This window comes from Myxococcus sp. MH1, assembly GCF_059738865.1.
Genome location: NZ_AP026947.1, coordinates 1,788,518 through 1,804,041, shown reverse-complemented (window position 1 = coordinate 1,804,041; position 15,524 = coordinate 1,788,518). Strand labels below are relative to the sequence as shown.

Genomic DNA, 15,524 nt, shown 5'->3' with positions numbered 1-15,524 from the left:
GAGGGAGCAGACGAGCAGCGCGCATCCAGACACGCGCCAGGCATGCCCCCGCTGGGTTACGCTTCCGCGCCTATGTCCCGTGCGCGTCCTGCTCGTCGGCGCCTGACCCGGCGCTCCTTCATCCAGCGGCTGAGCTTCCTCGGCGGAGGCGTGGTGTTGCTGGGGCCCCTGGCCTGCAAGCGCTCCTCCGAGGAGCCCAAGCCCGCGAAGGACCCCGGCCCGCTGGGCACCACCTCCGGAGGGCGGCAGACGCACACCTTCTCCTCCTTCGAGTTCGCCGTCGTGGCCGCCGCCACCGAGCGCATCCTCCCCAAGGACGAGGACCCGGGCGCGCTCGACGCGGACGTGCCCGTCTACATCGACCGCATCCTCCAGACACCCTCGATGCAGCCCATGCGCGAGGACTTCATGTCGGGGCTGGCCGCGCTGGAGCACCGCTCGCAGCGCATGTTCCAGAAGGGCTTCGCGTCGCTCACGCCCGCGCAGCAGGACGAGCTGCTCACGCTCTTCAAGGACAGCCCGCCCAGGAGCGGCGAGGCGCACTTCCTGGAGCTGCTCACCGTGCTGACGCTGGAGGGCTTCCTGGGAGACCCGTCCTACGGCGGCAACAAGGGCAAGGTGGGCTGGAGGCTGATGGGCTTCGACACGGTGGGCACCGTGGCGATGGCGCCCCCCGAGGGCTACGACGGCCCGAAGTGCCTGCGCGAGTGCGGGGTTCACAAGTGAGCCTGCCCCCGGTGGATGTCTGCATCATCGGCAGCGGCGCGGGCGGCGCGCCCATGGCGCTGGAGCTGGGCCGCGCGGGCTTCAAGGTGGTGGTGCTGGAGAAGGGGCCGCACTACCGGCCGCAGGACTTCGTCCACGACGAAATCCTCAACAGCCGCCGCAACTTCTTCATGCCGCTGCCCTGGGAGGAGCCGCACCTGGTGCGCAAGGGCGCCCAAGGGAAGTACGAGCGCAGCACCGCGGCGTGGACCGCCAACTGCGTGGGCGGCGGCACCGTGCACATGAGCGGCTTCTTCTACCGCCTCAAGCCGGTGGACTTCCGGCTGCGCACCACGCTGGGCGCGGTGCCGGGCAGCACGCTCGCCGACTGGCCCATCTCCTACGAGGAGCTGGCGCCCTTCTACGACAAGGCCGAGGCGGAGCTGGGCGTGTCCGGACAGGCCGTGCCCCACCCCTTCGCCGAGCCCCGGAGCGGCCCCTTTCCGCTGCCCCCGCTGGACGTGCACCCGGTGGCGTCGGAGATCGACAAGGTCTGCCAGGCCATGGGCTGGCACTCGATTCCCACCGCGCGCGGCATCATCAGCCGCCCGTACAAGGGCCGCGCGCCGTGCGCGTACTGCGCGCTGTGCGGCAGCTACGGCTGCGAGATGGGCGCCAAGAGCGGCACCAACGCCAGCCTCATCCCCGCCGCCGTCGCCACCGGCAACGTCCAGGTGCGCCCCGGCTGCATGGCGCGCACGGTGGAGGTGGACAAGAAGGGGCGCGCCAAGAGCGTCGTCTACCTGGACGCGGACGGCGTGGCCCAGGAGCAGCCCGCCAAGGTCGTCGTCGTGTCCGCCACCGCGGTGGAGAGCGCGCGGCTCCTGCTCAACTCCACGTCCAGGCGCTTCACGCGGGGCCTGGCCAACGGCAACGGCCTGGTGGGGCGGAACCTCATCTTCAGCTCCTTCGGTGAGTCCCAGGCGACGTTCCGGCTGTCGAAGCAGGCGGAGAGGCGCCCGTGGCTGAAGGACCCTGGGCCCTTCGTCAACCGCAGCCTCCAGGACTTCTACCTGATGCCCGACGCGCGCTTCGGCTTCCGCAAGGGCGGCACGCTGGGCTTCATGTGGACGCACCCCAATCCCATCCACGCGGCGTCGGGGCTGGCGGGCAGCGGCGCGTCCGCCGTCTTCGGCAAGGAGCTCAAGGACCGCATGCGCGCGTACCGCGACTCGCGCGTCCTGCTGTTCGAGGTCTACGCGGAGTACCTCCCCACGCAGGGCAGCTACGTGAGCGTGGAGGGCGACGTGAAGGACAAGCACGGCATCCCCGTGGCCGCCATCACCGTGGAGCGCCACCCCATGGACCTGGCGGCGACGCGCTTCCTGGTCGAGCGCGGCGAGGAGGTGCTCTTGCGGCTGGAGCCGGACTCGCTCGAGCGCAAGAGCGTCGCCGGCGAGACGACCATCCTCCAGCACGGCACCTGCCGCTTCGGCGACGACCCGGCCGAGTCCGTGCTGGACCGGAACTGCCGCGCGCACGAGGTGGACAACCTCTACGTCGTGGACGGCAGCTTCATGCCCACCGGCGGCAGCGTGCCCTCCACGCTGACCATCGCCGCCAACAGCTTCCGGGTGGCCAGCCACCTGGTGCGCACGCTGAAGCAAGGCGTCTCCTCCGGCGGCTAGCGATTGCGCAGGGGCGTCACGTCCACCTTCACGGCGTAGCGCGCCTGCATGTCGGACTCGAACTCGATGAGGTGGTCTCCCACGCCGGTGAGCTCCGCCTCGCGCGTGAAGACGCTGAACTTCTCCATCGAGTCGAGCACCGCGCGGCCGTCCGCCGCGGTCCGGATGCGCGCCCGACAGCCCTCCTCGTGGAAGATGACCACCGTCTCCTCGCCCGCCGCGGTGACCTCATCCAGGTAGAAGCTCACCTTGATGTGAGACGCCTCCGGCACCTGGACGATGAACTGGCTGCGGCCGGGGAAGCGACCCTCCGAATAGCCTTCCTCGCCCAGGATGCAGCCGGCGACGCGGCCACACACGGGCCATGACTCATCACACACATCCTTCACACGCGGACCGATGAAGTCGTCGCGAGTGTCTCCGCATCCCACCGCCAGCAACGTGAGCAGGAATGCACCGACGCTCTGGGCCTTACGACAGAACACTGTTACAACATTCATCATCATCGACCCTCTAGCGAGGAGTGAACGTCCATGCGACTGCACACCCCGTGGCTCCCCATTCTCTTCTTCTCACTCGCCGCCTGCGGCGAAGGCGCCGAGGAAATCCCCAAGGCCCCGCAGCTCATCTCGGACCGCGACGAGATGGCTTTCGACCAGGAGTTCCGCTCCGGAACCTACGTCGGAACCACGGGCTTCAACTCCGTCCAGGTGAAGAACATGGGCGAGGATACGCTGGATGTCTCCAGCATCGCCCTCTCCGGTCCGAATGTCTTCACGATGAAGGTCTCCAAGGACGGCCAGGACCTCAATCCCCAGGAGGCCTTCCAGGTGAAGTCCAAGGAGCGCTTCTTCGTCGAGGTGGCGTTCCGCCCCCGCGAGGCCCAGCAGTATCAGGGCGCGCTGGTCATCAAGTCGAACGCGGCGAACCTCCCCGAGAAGAGCATCACGCTCAACGGGCTGGGCATCGCGCCTCCCTGAGACACGTTGGACGAAGCGATGACGGGCGGCCCTGACCGCCCCATCCACCCTGGCGCCGTGCGGTCGACTGCCCGCCAGGGTTTGCGCCACGAGGCCCTGCCCGCGGCCTCGCGCGAGCGCCCCCGTTGCAATGACTTGCATGCCGACCGCGTCGGCATCCCGACGGCGGACGCGCGAGTCGTTCCGGACGACCCCTTCATGGCCAGACACGGCTTGCTCGCGTGGGGGGAGACCTTGTCCCGGTGGGAGCCGCGCCCGCCGGACACGACGGCCCGGGAGCGCCCACCCGAAGGTGGGCCCCCGCCCCCCACGACGCTCAAGGCTGACGCGTGAAGACACAGCCACCACTCAGCGGAGCCACGCCGCCATCCGGGTCCGTGCCCGCATCCGCGGGCCCCGGGCACTGCGTGGTGACACCGCCATCCCGCGTATAGGATTGCGGGTAGTCCGCGTAGCCGGTGCGCAGCGTGTAGCCCACCTGCTCGTAGGAGTTGCGCTCGGACGCGGAGACATCCACGCGCATCTTCCCGCCGCGCACGAAGCGTCCCTCCAGGCAACCGCAAGCATACGGCGCCAGGGTGACGACGGTGGAGTTGGGCCGCTCCTCCAGCGTGTACAGCGGCTGCAGGGTGCTGGCCGAAGCACCCGCCGGCGTGTGCCAGGCCCTCAGCGCATCCGAGCGGTAGCCCAGCGTGAGCCCCTGGTTGCGGCTGCCCGCGCGCACCACCGCGCAGTTCTCGATGCCCGCGTCCGGCGTCGCCGGGGCGTCGCCGTCACAGAACGTCAAATCCAGCGCGAGCCCGTGCGCGGTGCCACCGTCCGGTGACTTCGCCACCTCCCACTGCACCAGCCACGCGCGGTCCTCCGGCGCGGGCACGGCGGGAAGCGTGAACAGGTACGAGTCCACGTCGGAAGGCACCGCGTCGTAGTCCATGGGGCCGCGCACGCCGCGGCCGTTCACCCGGTCGTCACCGCTGCGCAGCCGGCCGTAGCCGTGGGACAGCCTGCCGGAGACGCTGTACTCCGCGGTGTCCGGCGGCGCGGGGAACGCGGTGGTGGAGGCCATGGCCTTGGTCACCACCTGCTCGACGCCGCCCGAGTAGCGCCCCTGCTCGTCCGCGTCCTCCTCGCGCCACGTCACCACCAGGTCGTAGTCCTTGTCGTCCGCCCAGCCCACGCCGTTGTCCTGGACGTTGAAGAGGTAGCGCTTCTCCCCGGTGAATGCCGGCACCGGGATGACGCCCCGGAAGTTGCTCAGGTTCACGAAGCGCGGGTTCTCCGACACCTCCTCGCGCAGCGAGTGCAGGCACATGGGCGCCGGCAAGTCCGTGCGCCGGCAGTAGTCCTGCACCAGCGGGGCGATGTCCGGGTTCTCCCCGTAGCCCTTGGGGCACTCGGTGCTGTCGTTGACGCACGCGGTGCGCCAGTCCTCGATGGTGGCGCCCTTGGACACCAGCGTGAAGACGAGCACCTGACGGTCCGGGATGTCCGGCAGCGGCGGGAAGCGGCCCCCCTCGCTCTTGGGGACCAGGTGGTAGTGCAGCCGCGTGGGCGCGGCGGTGGCGGGCAGCCTCACCTCGTACCAGTCCTCGTCGCCGATGTAGCCCAGGCGCCCCGTGAAGGTCGTCGTCGCGCCCGAGGGAATCGTCGTGGCCAGGTCCTGCGCCGGAGCGGTCAGCCCGCGCGCCAGCGCGTCCGCCACCTTGTCGTTGCCCACGACCACGCCGTCCACCACCCGCGAGTCCTGCGCGTCGGCCTCGTCCAGCACCCGGACGTCCACCTGATAGGCCTGCTGGATGTCACCCGACGCGGTGTCCCGGTCGCTGATGCCGCGGTAGCCGCGCACCACCAGCATCCACTTGCCGCCGTACTTCGCCTCCTTCACCTTGCGCGCCGTGGCCAGCACGCCGGGGCGCACGCTCGGGCGCACCTGGTCCTCGTCCTCCTTCTCCTCCTTCACGAGGAAGCCGGGACGCAAGAGCTGGTACGACAGCCGCCAGTTGGGCACGAAGCCCTGGTCCGGCGCGGTGAGGCCCACGTAGAGGACCTTCCCCTGTGGCACGTCGAAGGTGAAGCGGTCCACGTCGTTGTCCGTGGCCAGGTAGCCGGTGGCCGTACCCGTGAGCCCCCCGCCCGCCGACGTCAGCGCCACCGGCGTGGCGGCCGCCATGGCGTCGTTGGGCTCGTTGGTGTCCGGGTTCTCGGTGATTCGCGCCGTCAGCCGGTAGGGGCTGCGCGCATCGAACTTGGGCTGGGAGACGACGTCCGGCGAGTCCTGCACCAGCACCAGCAGCGTCTTGCCCGCCAGGTCCGCGCGCAGGGGCAGCACCATGTCCACCGGCTTGGGCGCGCCCTGGCCGTGCTTGTCGTCCTTCTTCGCGAGCGCCGCCTCCTTGCCGTCCGGCAGCGTCTCCAGCACGGTGAGCGACAGCTGCACCGCGGTGCTGGAGGCCACGTAGACGCCGTTGAGGTTGAGCAGCGTGCGCGCGGTGGTGTTGGCGGGCAGCACGATGCGGTACCAGTCCTGGTCACCCTCGCGCTGCGGGCCCTCCTTCGCCAGGAAGCGCTCCAGCGTCTCACCGGGATTGAGCTCGCACTCGTCCAGCGTCAGCGCCTCCTCGCGGCTGTTGCAGACATCCACCACCGCCACGGTGCCGGCGTCCTCCTTGTCATCACCCTTGGAGGAGCAGGCGGCGGCGAGGGCGAGCAGCGCGAGCGACAGCAGTCGGGCTTGGGTCTTCATGGCAGCGTCGTTTCTCACGGCGTCGGGAGGGTGACGTCGGGACGGCCAGGGCAGCCGTCGACGAAGTCCTCGGGATTCACGCGGATGATGCCGTCGGCGGGGGACTTGATGCCCCCCACCGGGTAGCGCACGTGGTTCACCCGGAAGGTGCGCACCTGCGTGCGCGCGGTCGGGTCGTCGGCGGGCACCATGGCCACCGACAAGGCGATGTCGTTGTAGCCGGCGCCCCGCACCACCACGCCCGCGTCGTCCGCGGAGGCGATGGTGGGCGCCAACAGCACGTTGTCCACGCGCAGCGTGTAGCACTGCCGGCCCAGCTCGTCCGGAGGGCCGTCCGCCTCGAAGGAGTAGCGGTAGCCCTCCGCCGCCAGGTTCGCGGTGTCCACCACCAGCGGGCGGGTGTGCAGGCGCAGCTCGGCGCGGCTCGACAGCCCGTCGTTGTCCGGGTCCTCGTCCAGGTCGTCGCTGGCGCCCTGGGTGCCGCCGCGCCACTCGATTCCGTCGGGCACGCCGTCGCGGTCGCTGTCGGCCAGCGTCGCGTTGGTGCCGATGAACTGCTCGTCGCAGTCGAGCAGGCCGTCACAGTCAGAGTCCGACGCGCGCAGGAGCGGCGGGCAGCCCTTGTCCAGGCCACCGCCGTCCGGGTCCGCCACCTGCGTGGGGTCGAAGTCCACGCCGCGGTCTCGGAAGTACACCTCCACGCCGTCGCTGAAGCCGTCGCCGTCGGTGTCCACGCGGTTGGGGTCCGTGCCCTCCTCCCGCTCGCGCGCGTCCGACAGCCCGTCGCCGTCCGTGTCCGCCTCGTCGAAGGGGCTGCCAGGCGGCGAGGAGAAGTTCGTCGCGATGACCTCCTTCACGATGAACGTCCGGCGCACCTGCCCGAAGCTGAAGTCCAGGAAGTTGATGGGCTCGTTGTTGCGGAAGTCGCGGAAGTTGCCGCCGCCCAGCGCCGCCATCTTCTCCAGCCGGTCCGAGTTCTGGTTGATGATGAGCAGCGGGCAGCCGCCGTCGCCCGACAAATCACACACCGACGACACCGGCTGCGTGGGGTTGAAGACGTGCACGGTGTTGACGCGCACGTCCTCCACCAGGTCCCGCAGCTGACGGATGCGCACCACCGCGTCACCCTGCAGCAGCTCGTCGTCCTGGTCCGTGGTGGGCCGACCATCGGACAGGAAGAGGACCGAGTAGCGCGCCTGGGCCAGCGCCTGCGCGCCGCCCGGCTCCAGCCGGCTGCGCGCGATGTCCGTGTTGATGAGCGAGTAGATGTCCGACAGCGGCTTGACGAAGTCCGTCGAGTCGCGGTTCGGGGAGTTGTCCGGGTTGCGGAAGGTGAGCAGCTGCTCGGTGAGCTGGCGCATCCGCGCGTCGTCGAAGCTGGCCACCTGCACGAAGCCGTCCTGCGGCGGGCTGCCCGGCGTCTGGGTGAGGAACGCCGTGGTGCTGCCGGCGAAGAGCACCACCGCCAGGTGGACCTCCGGGTCCCTGGGCAGGTTTTCAATCAGCTCCACCAGCGCGGTGGCGCGGGTGCCGTCCGGGTCGCTGACGCGCATGGACTGCGAGGCGTCCATGGCGACCACCAGCTTGATGGGCCGCACCACCTCGTTGGAGCCCGTGCTGCAGAAGCGGCCCTGGATGGACACCGAGCGGTCCACGGGGACCTCCACGTCGCGGCGCGGGTCATACAGATACGAGTCGGTGCAGGCCACCGTCACCGCCACCGCGACCACCAGCCCCGCCAGGATACGTGCGGCCACACTCACGGAAGCAGACCTCCCTGCTGGCCCGAGGGCGGCGCGCCCACGCACCGGCCCTGGCTGTCCCAGGGATTGCTCAATTCCGTGGGCACCATGAAGTTGTCGTTCGTCAACGTCAGCTCCGGCCCCACCGGCACGCGCACGCTGGGCGGCGAGTACTGGGACCACGCGCAGGCCGCGCGCCACACGCCGTAGTCGGTGGCCACGCCGCTCTCCGGCGCCTCCGCGAACCACAGCTTGAACAGGTTGAAGCCCTGCTTGGTGCCCGGCCGGTCCGGCGTGGCGACCATCTGGAGGTTCGAGACGGTGTAGTCGTAGCAGATGCTCCCGTTGGGGAGGACCTCGGCGATGCGCGTCTCGTACTGGAAGCCGTTCTTCTCGAAGAAGGCCCTGTCGCGCCGCGTGGGGTCCGTGCCCGCGCGCAGCTCCACCTCGTCCGGCAGGCCGTCACCGTCCGTGTCCAGCCCCGCCACGCTGGGCTCCAGCGGGTTCAGGCCCCAGCGCGCCTCGATGCTGTCGGGGATGCCGTCGCCGTCGCTGTCGACGATGGTCTCGCGCGTGCGCAGGTAGGCCTCGGCGAACTGGGAGAGCCCGTCACCGTCCGTGTCACGGCACGTGCAGCGCGGCGTCAGCGGCGAGTTCGGGTTGCAGCCGCGCGCGTCCAAATCGTTGGCGGCCCTGAAGCCCTGGTCCTCGCGGCGGTGCTCGAAGCCGTCGTCCAGGCAGTCGCTGTCACTGTCGGAGGTGAAGGGGTGGGTCTTCAGCGTGAAGGAGTTGTCCACGTCGTCCGGCACGCCGTCGCCGTCGCTGTCGATGACGCGTCCGTCCAGTCCGGGCGAGGAGCTCAGCGGCTCCACCAGCAGCGTCTTCATCACGTTGCGCGACGCGAAGGACGAGTAGTCCAGCGCGCCCAGGCCCAGGTTGGAGATTTCGGCCGTGTCGTTGAACTCCTGGTAGACGCCGTTGCCCATGTCCGCGAAGCGCTTGAGCAGCCAGGAGGCGATCTTCTTGGCGGCCTCCGGGTACTGGGCCTGCGGTACGCCGGGGTAGATGCCGTAGATCTCCTGACAGATGGGGCCGCACGCGCGAACCGCCTCCTGGTTGAAGAGCAGCACCGTGTGCATGCGCACGTCGCCGACGTTGTACTGGTCCTTGAGCTCCATCAGCCGGCGCACGTAGCTGAAGAGCTGGTAGTTCTGGTTGCGGTCCGTGCCGATTTCAAACCCGTCGATCTGGTCCGTGGTGTTCGTGGCGTTGCAGAAGCTCACGATGGAGTCCGCCCACGTCAGGTCCGGGTTGTCCGGATTGGCGTACACGCTGAGGTTGTCGGTGGCCGAGCAGCGCGGGTACGGCGTGCCGTCCGTGAGGAAGACGACGACGTAGCGGGTGCGCGGCAGCACCTCCGGGTTGGACAGGGCCACGGCGTTGATGTCGCTGGCGATGAGGCTGTACGCGTACGACAGCGCGCCCTGGTAGTCGGTGCCCTTGCCCAGCTGGCTCTGCAGGCCGTCGATGTAGCTGTCGATGTTGGTGTCGGGCCGGGCGAAGCGGTTGCCCGTCGTGGCCGGCGGCCAGACGTTGCGCACGTTCGTCTCGAAGGGGGCCACGGACACCTGCACGTTGCCGCCCGCCGCGTTGACCTGACGGAACTGGTTCACCAGGCGCTTGAGGGCCCGCACGCGCGCGGGCTCGGTGACGCCCGGCGGGATGATGGCCTGCACCTCGGCGCGCTGACAGAAGCCGCTGTCGGTCTGCGCGCCCGGTGGGTCGCTGATGCACATGCTGCCCGACTCGTCGATGACCACCACCACCTTCACCGGGAAGCCGGAGGGGTTGGGCGGGCGCGTGCACACGCGCCCCTGGAGCATCACGCGGTCATCGACGTGGGTCTGCTGCTCCGTCCGGGGCTCCAACATGGAGTCGGTACAGGACAACAGCCCCGTGGCCAGGAGGCCCGCCATCAGCAGCGGGAGTCGGACAAGGCGACGCATGCGGTACGACCTCCTGGCGAGGGGGACGACGAGATTACTGCTCGCTGCGACGACGGCGCATCAGCATGCGCAGCAGCGCGGCGCCCAGCGCGGTGGCGCTGAAGCCGGCGGGGACGGAGCTGCAGTTGCCGCCCTCGCCGTCACCCTCACCCACCGTCAGCACGAGGGTGCTGGTGGAGACGCGCTGCTCGGGGAAGACGCGGTCGGCGAAGGCCAGTCGGGCCTCCACGGTCAGCTCGTACGTGCCCTCGGTGTCGGGCACGAAGTTGGGCACGCTGCCGTCCACGTACGAGTACTGCCAGTTGCGGCTGAGCGTCACCGCGCCCTGGGGGTTCTCCACCACGGCGTTGGAGCCCGAGGGGCGCTTGGTCACCGTCCAGCGGTACTCCATGGCCGCGCCGTTGCGGTTGGCGAACAGCGGCGGGCGCAGCGACTCACCGGAGCGGGAGAGCTTCATGGTGCCGCCGGCGCTGACCGCGAAGGCCTTCTTCGGGTCCAGGCAGTTCTGCTTCTGCGTGGGGTCCACCACGACGCAGAAGAGGATGTCGCACGCGTCGCCGTCGCCGTCGCCGTCGCTGTCGGCCTGGTCGCGGTTCGCCACGTCCTTGCAGTTGTCGGCGTCATCGAGGACGCCGTCGTCGTCGTCGTCCGGGTCGCACGCGTCACCCACGCCGTCGTTGTCCCTGTCGGTCTGCTCGGGGTTGGCGAGCCCGGGGCAGTTGTCGCTGCTGTCGGCGATGTTGTCGCCGTCCGCGTCCACGCGGCACTGGCTGCCGTCCGCCGGCATCACCTGGTCGGGGTTGGCGACGCGCGGGCAGTTGTCCGTGCCGTCCGCCACGCCGTCGTTGTCGTCGTCCGCGTCGCAGACGTCGCCCTGCGCGTCACCGTCCAGGTTGGCCTGGTCCTGGTTGGGAATCAGCGGGCAGTTGTCCTGCTCGTTGGCGATGCCGTCGTTGTCGCGGTCCGGGTCGCAGTCGTCGCCGATGCCATCACCGTCGGCGTCGCGCTGCTGGAAGTTGGAGAGCGTCGCGCAGTTGTCGCAGACGTTGCCCACGCCGTCGCCGTCGCTGTCCGCCTGGTCGCGGTTGGACGCGAACGGGCAGTTGTCGCGGTCATCCGCGCGGCCGTCGCCGTCCGCGTCGTCCGTGTAGGCGAGCGTGTCGCCGTCGTCCGTGTAGTTCACCCACACCGAGCCGCCGCACCCGCACCCGCACCCGCCGCCCTCCTCCTGGGGCTTGCCGCAGCTGTCGCCGAGACACTCCGGGTTGTCGGGATTGTCGTTGGACTGTGCCTGGGCAAGACCGGGGTTCACGACCAGCATTGCCCCGAGCATCAGCACCGGAGCGAATCGAACGCGTGACATGGTGACTCCTTTCAGCCCCGAGCCCTTAGCAAGAGTCGATCCGCTCCCCGTCGTGAATCAAACATCCGTGATTCCAGAGGGTTGCGCATGGAGTGAAGAGGACTGGGCGGAGGAGTGTGGGGGGCACTCCCCAGCCCGGGCGAGGGGAAGACCCCACACCCACGGGTGGATCAGGTTCCGAGGATGAAGGCCTCGGGGTCCAACAGGAGGGTACCGGAGGGGGTGCGTCCCTCCTTCTCGTCGTACTGGATGCTCTGGATGAGCAGCGAGCCGATGCCGGCGCCGCGCGGGTCGTTGTCCCGGCCGGCCTGGAGGTACAGGTAGATTTCGTTGGTGCCCGCGGGGATGGTTTCGCCGGGCACGAGCGGGTGGGGCCGCGCCAGCGTGCGCACCAGCGTGATGTTCTCCACGCGCGAGTCGTAGCAGGTGCGTCCGTCCACGGTGGGCTCGGACTCCACCAGGTCGTAGCCGTAGGCGCGCTCGCGGTGGAAGTCGAGGTCGGCGCTCAGCGGGTCTCCATGCGCCTCGATTTCGGCGACGTTGGTGATGCCGTCGCGGTCCGAGTCGAGCAGGTCCTCGGGCACCAGCGGGTTGGTCTGCGACAGCACCTCCACCAGGTCCGGAATCGTGTCGCCGTCGCTGTCGCCGATGCAGGGGTTGGTGCCCAGCACGCGCTCCTCGCAGGTGTTGAGCCGATCTCCATCCTCGTCGAGCGACAGGTTGCAGCCGTTGATGATGTCGGGGACGAGCGGATCCAACCCGACGCGGACCTCGATGCCGTCCATCAGCCCGTCCTGGTCCGAGTCGACCACCGTGGGGTCCGTGCCCAGGGCGACCTCGTCCACGTCCGGCAGGCCGTCTCCGTCGCTGTCGACGAGCACCTGGCCGGCGCGCACCACCACGTTGCGGTTGAAGGCGAGGAAGCGCTTGAGCTTGAGGGTGTTGGTGCGCGCGGCGTACTGGATGCCGGAGAGCGTGGGGGACAGGCCCGCCGCGTCCGTCTCCACCGCCTGGGTGCCGCCCGCGTGGGCGATGGCCGCCACGTGCGCGCGGGTGTTGGGGTCCGCGACGTCGCGCACGTAGATGGGCTGCACCACCACCTCGCCCGCGCCGTACTGCTGGGCCAGGGCCTTGATTTCGCCGGTGACGGCGGTGAGCTCACACTGGCTGCAGGCGACCTTGTCCGTCAGCGCGTTGCACGTGGCGTCCAGGCCGATGTTGAAGGCCGGGTTGGCGCAGCTGGTGTCCTGGCTGCGCACGACGACGACGACGACGTAGCGCGTGCGGGCCACCTCGCCGCGACACGACGTCTGCATGTCACCGGCGAGCAGCGTCTTGGCCAGCCGCAGCGAGGAGCGGATGCTGACGGGCCCCGTCTCCTGATAGGTGGCGAAGCGCGGCAGCGCGGCCTGGAAGTCCGCCGCGTCGGAGAAGCCGCCCAGGATGCCGGTGGCCACCGAGTGGTACGCCACCAGGCCGAACTTCACGAACGGCCCGGAGAAGCGGCTGGAGAGCGTGGCGAGGCCGTCGGTGGCGTAGCCCACGATTTCCGTCTCGACGCCCTCGCCGCCCTGCAGCGCGAAGAGGACCTTGGTGGGGAACGCATCGCCGCCGGCGAGCGGCACGCAGACCTTGCCGGAGAAGTTGGCGCGGTCTCCGCCGTTGGCCCCACGCCCGTCGATGGCGTACAGGCCCGCGTCGGAGCAGGACAGGAGCAGAATCGGAAGCAGCGGCCACGCGGAGCGCGGAAGGGGGCGCATCAGATGGATTGTAGACCGCAGCCCCCCACGACAACGCAAGCGACAGCCGCGTCCGCGATGAAATCTCCCCGCGCTCGCACACAGCGATGGCGGTGATTTCGCCCCGCCACGGAACCTGGACGCGCGGGGTTCGGCCTCGCGCTCACAATGTGAGCAGGAAGGCGAGCACGTCGTCGCGCTCCTGGGGACTGAACGCGCGCGCGTCTCCATGGGCGGGGCCCGCCATCTCCAACACCTTCTTCAACGGGAAGCGCGTGTCCACCACCAGGCGGCCATCCTTCACCCCGTAACCCGCCGAGGCGCTGGTGAGCAGCGGCCACACATCCCACGTGCCCACCAGGGACGGAGGCGCCGCGCCCACCACCAGGTCCTGCTGCTCCAGCCGCAAGGGCAGCGCCACCGGCGTGCCCACGTCCAGGTACTGGCCGCGCGTCGCCGCGTCCTGGTCCAGCGTGTAGAGGGGCGCGGGGTGACAGGCGACACAGCCGCCCTTGCCCTCGAACAGCGCGCGGCCCCGCGCCGGGTGCCCCACGGCTCCGTCGGGGAGCGTCACCGTCGGCGGCGGCGCGCCGTCCCCGCCCCGGTACGGGTTGGGCAGCGTGGCAATCAACGACGAGAAGAGCGTGAGCGCCTCCACCTCCGAGGGCGACGGGTCCGGGTTGTGGAAGCGGTTGCGCGCGCCGACGAAGCTCGCCGTCTCCGCGAGGCTGTGCTGGCTGGCCGGCGTGAAGAAGGGCGGCGTGTCGCGGCTGCCCTGCACGGTGGGCGAGCGGTAGATGCGCAAAGGATACTTCTTCGCGTAGAAGAGCCCGCCGGTGTGCCCCTCGATGTGGCACCCGTCGCAGGTGATGCCCGTGCGGCCCAGGTCCGCGGAGTAGAGCACCTGCCCCAGCTGGCGCTTGGCCTGATGCCGCAGCGCCACCACGGGCAGCCGCCGCGCCACCACCGCCCCGCCCTCGCGCGCCTCGCGCGCGTCCACCACCGCCACCTCGCGGGTGAAGCGGTTGAGCACGTAGAGCCGCTGGCCGTCCGGGGACAGCACCAGCGAGCGCGGCCCCGAGTGCAGCTCCGGGCCCGCGCGGCCCTTGACGGAGAAGTCCTCCGCGGGGCGCACCAGCGGCGTGCCCTCGGGCGGCGCCAGCACCAGCTCCTGCAACACCGCGTCGCGCGCCACCCGGTCGTCGTTGGACACCAGCGCCCGCGCGTCGAGCACGCGCACCTGGCCCAGCGCCACGTCCGCCGCGTAGAGCAGCCCCGCCGCGTCATCCAGCGCCAGCCCCTCCGTCATGCCCACGCCGAAGCCCCGGTGGCGCACGAAGTCGCCGGTGGCCGGGTCGATGACGGACACGCCGCTGCTGCCGTGCACCTCCTTGCGCTGGGGCATGGGGCCCACGTTCGGCCCCAGGCTCCCCATGAACAGCCGCCCCAGCCGGGCGCTGGCCACCAGCGAGCGCGGCGCGTGGCCGCCCATCACCTGCGCGCGGAAGGGCTCCGTGCGTCCGCCGACGATGGCCACGCCCGGCCCCGGCGCCACGGTGAACACGGGCGTGCCGTCCCGCAGCCGCAGCAGCTCCACCTGCCCCGTCTGGAGGCTGCCCACCGCGAGCACGTCGCGCCACCGCGCCAGCGCGCGCGGGTTGGGGTCCACCGGCGTCGCCCACTGCTCGCGCCCGTCCTCGAGCGACACCGCCCGCACCGTGTCGCGCACCTGCTCGGCGATGTAGGCCACGCCCCGCGCGCCATCCACCTCCAGCCCCGAGGCCCCCAGCGGTGCGGGCCACACCCGCGGCGCGCCGCGCGCCTCCAGCGCATACACCCACAGCTCCGGCTGGAAGCGGTGCACCACGCCCAGGAAGGCCCTGCCGCTCGCGTCCTTCCACGTGGCCAGCGCGGAGGGCCCGTCACCCACGGGGAGCGCCTCCACGTGGCCCGAGCCCACGTCCAGCGCGTACACCGTGTCCGTGGGCGGCGAGACGACGAACAGCGTGCGCCCATCGGGCGAGGCCACCATGCCCGTCAGGTCCGGGAAGGCGGTGTCGTTCACCACCGTGAGCGCGTCCTGTCCCTCGCAGCAGTCCGCCCGCTCCGACACCAGGCGCGCCTCCACCACGACCTGGGGCGAGTCCTCGGGCAGCTTCAGCCCGGAGGGCAGCCGCGCGAAGGCGTGGCGCGAGTCCACCACCCTCAGCGGCAGCTCCAGTGACAGGGGTGGACCCAGTGACAGTCGCAACCCGGTCACCAATTGCTCGCCATGCACGGAGAGCGGCTGGGAGGTCTCGTTGCTGGTGAGCCTGGGGCCCACGCCGGTGAGTCGGGGCCCGGTGGTGGGTGGAGTGGGACCTTGTGCCCGCGGGGGCGGCTGACCCCGGGGCTCCCGCGCGCTGAGCCGGTATCCGACGACACCCGCGGCGGACCAGAGCAGGACGCCCACCGTCAGGAGACTCCATCTGCGCAGCGCGCTCGTCACGCGCGCAGCATCTCTCATCCCCCGCGTCGCCGCGATGATTCTCCGGGCGCTCGCCCGGTTGGACGGCGCC

Annotated in this window: 10 protein-coding genes; 3 read left to right on the top strand and 7 right to left on the bottom strand. The window is 70.5% G+C overall.

The genetic code is table 11. The features are described from left to right. Positions 1–72: 72 nt before the first annotated feature. Entirely contained in the window at positions 73–726 is a 654-nt protein-coding gene (locus AC6JA9_RS07450) for a gluconate 2-dehydrogenase subunit 3 family protein (RefSeq protein ID WP_497959337.1), read from the top strand. Beyond that, positions 723–2,393: a GMC family oxidoreductase gene (locus AC6JA9_RS07445; RefSeq protein WP_223784815.1), complete on the top strand. Its 1,671-nt coding sequence runs from the start codon at positions 723–725 to the stop codon at positions 2,391–2,393. The genes AC6JA9_RS07450 and AC6JA9_RS07445 overlap by 4 nt, the downstream gene beginning before the upstream one ends. Here AC6JA9_RS07445 and AC6JA9_RS07440 read toward each other — a convergent pair. Next, the gene (locus AC6JA9_RS07440; RefSeq protein ID WP_223746357.1) at positions 2,390–2,878 is read right to left on the bottom strand and encodes a hypothetical protein; all 489 of its coding nucleotides are present in this window, start codon (positions 2,876–2,878) and stop codon (positions 2,390–2,392) included. The genes AC6JA9_RS07445 and AC6JA9_RS07440 overlap by 4 nt on opposite strands. A gap of 48 nt (positions 2,879–2,926) precedes the next feature. On the opposite strand from AC6JA9_RS07440, the gene AC6JA9_RS07435 reads away from it, so the two are divergent. Next, positions 2,927–3,373, top strand: coding sequence for a hypothetical protein (locus AC6JA9_RS07435; RefSeq protein ID WP_223746356.1), 447 nt, complete (start codon positions 2,927–2,929; stop codon positions 3,371–3,373). A gap of 316 nt (positions 3,374–3,689) precedes the next feature. Here AC6JA9_RS07435 and AC6JA9_RS07430 read toward each other — a convergent pair whose 3' ends face one another. The 6 genes from AC6JA9_RS07430 to AC6JA9_RS07405 form a co-directional block, all read right to left on the bottom strand. Further along, a complete protein-coding gene (locus AC6JA9_RS07430; protein ID WP_497959336.1) occupies positions 3,690–6,116 on the bottom strand; it encodes a hypothetical protein in 2,427 nt (808 codons plus the stop codon). A 14-nt stretch (positions 6,117–6,130) separates the two neighbouring features. Beyond that, positions 6,131–7,879, bottom strand: a complete 1,749-nt coding sequence (locus AC6JA9_RS07425; RefSeq protein WP_223746354.1) for a vWA domain-containing protein — start codon at positions 7,877–7,879, stop codon at positions 6,131–6,133. Beyond that, the gene (mtsD, locus tag AC6JA9_RS07420) at positions 7,876–9,864 is read right to left on the bottom strand and encodes a cell-cell cohesion protein MtsD (protein ID WP_223746353.1); all 1,989 of its coding nucleotides are present in this window, start codon (positions 9,862–9,864) and stop codon (positions 7,876–7,878) included. Before mtsD ends, AC6JA9_RS07425 begins: the two co-directional genes overlap by 4 nt. A gap of 34 nt (positions 9,865–9,898) precedes the next feature. Continuing rightward, entirely contained in the window at positions 9,899–11,227 is a 1,329-nt protein-coding gene (gene mtsC / locus AC6JA9_RS07415) for a cell-cell cohesion MYXO-CTERM protein MtsC (RefSeq protein ID WP_223746352.1), read from the bottom strand. 170 nt (positions 11,228–11,397) lie between these two features. Beyond that, positions 11,398–12,987, bottom strand: coding sequence for a thrombospondin type 3 repeat-containing protein (locus AC6JA9_RS07410; protein ID WP_223746351.1), 1,590 nt, complete (start codon positions 12,985–12,987; stop codon positions 11,398–11,400). 142 nt (positions 12,988–13,129) lie between these two features. After that, positions 13,130–15,472, bottom strand: coding sequence for an MtsA protein (locus AC6JA9_RS07405; protein WP_497959335.1), 2,343 nt, complete (start codon positions 15,470–15,472; stop codon positions 13,130–13,132). Between the last annotated feature and the right edge of the window lie 52 nt (positions 15,473–15,524).

Excerpts from the sequence above, each read along its gene's own strand:
- AC6JA9_RS07450 (WP_497959337.1), top strand. The coding sequence starts at position 73 with ATGTCCCGTGCGCGTCCTGCTCGTCGGCGCCTGACCCGGCGCTCCTTC.
- AC6JA9_RS07435 (WP_223746356.1), top strand. The coding sequence starts at position 2,927 with ATGCGACTGCACACCCCGTGGCTCCCCATTCTCTTCTTCTCACTCGCC.
- AC6JA9_RS07430 (WP_497959336.1), bottom strand. The coding sequence starts at position 6,116 with ATGAAGACCCAAGCCCGACTGCTGTCGCTCGCGCTGCTCGCCCTCGCC.
- mtsD (WP_223746353.1), bottom strand. The coding sequence starts at position 9,864 with ATGCGTCGCCTTGTCCGACTCCCGCTGCTGATGGCGGGCCTCCTGGCC.
- mtsC (WP_223746352.1), bottom strand. The coding sequence starts at position 11,227 with ATGTCACGCGTTCGATTCGCTCCGGTGCTGATGCTCGGGGCAATGCTG.
- AC6JA9_RS07410 (WP_223746351.1), bottom strand. The coding sequence starts at position 12,987 with ATGCGCCCCCTTCCGCGCTCCGCGTGGCCGCTGCTTCCGATTCTGCTC.
- AC6JA9_RS07405 (WP_497959335.1), bottom strand. The coding sequence starts at position 15,472 with ATGAGAGATGCTGCGCGCGTGACGAGCGCGCTGCGCAGATGGAGTCTC.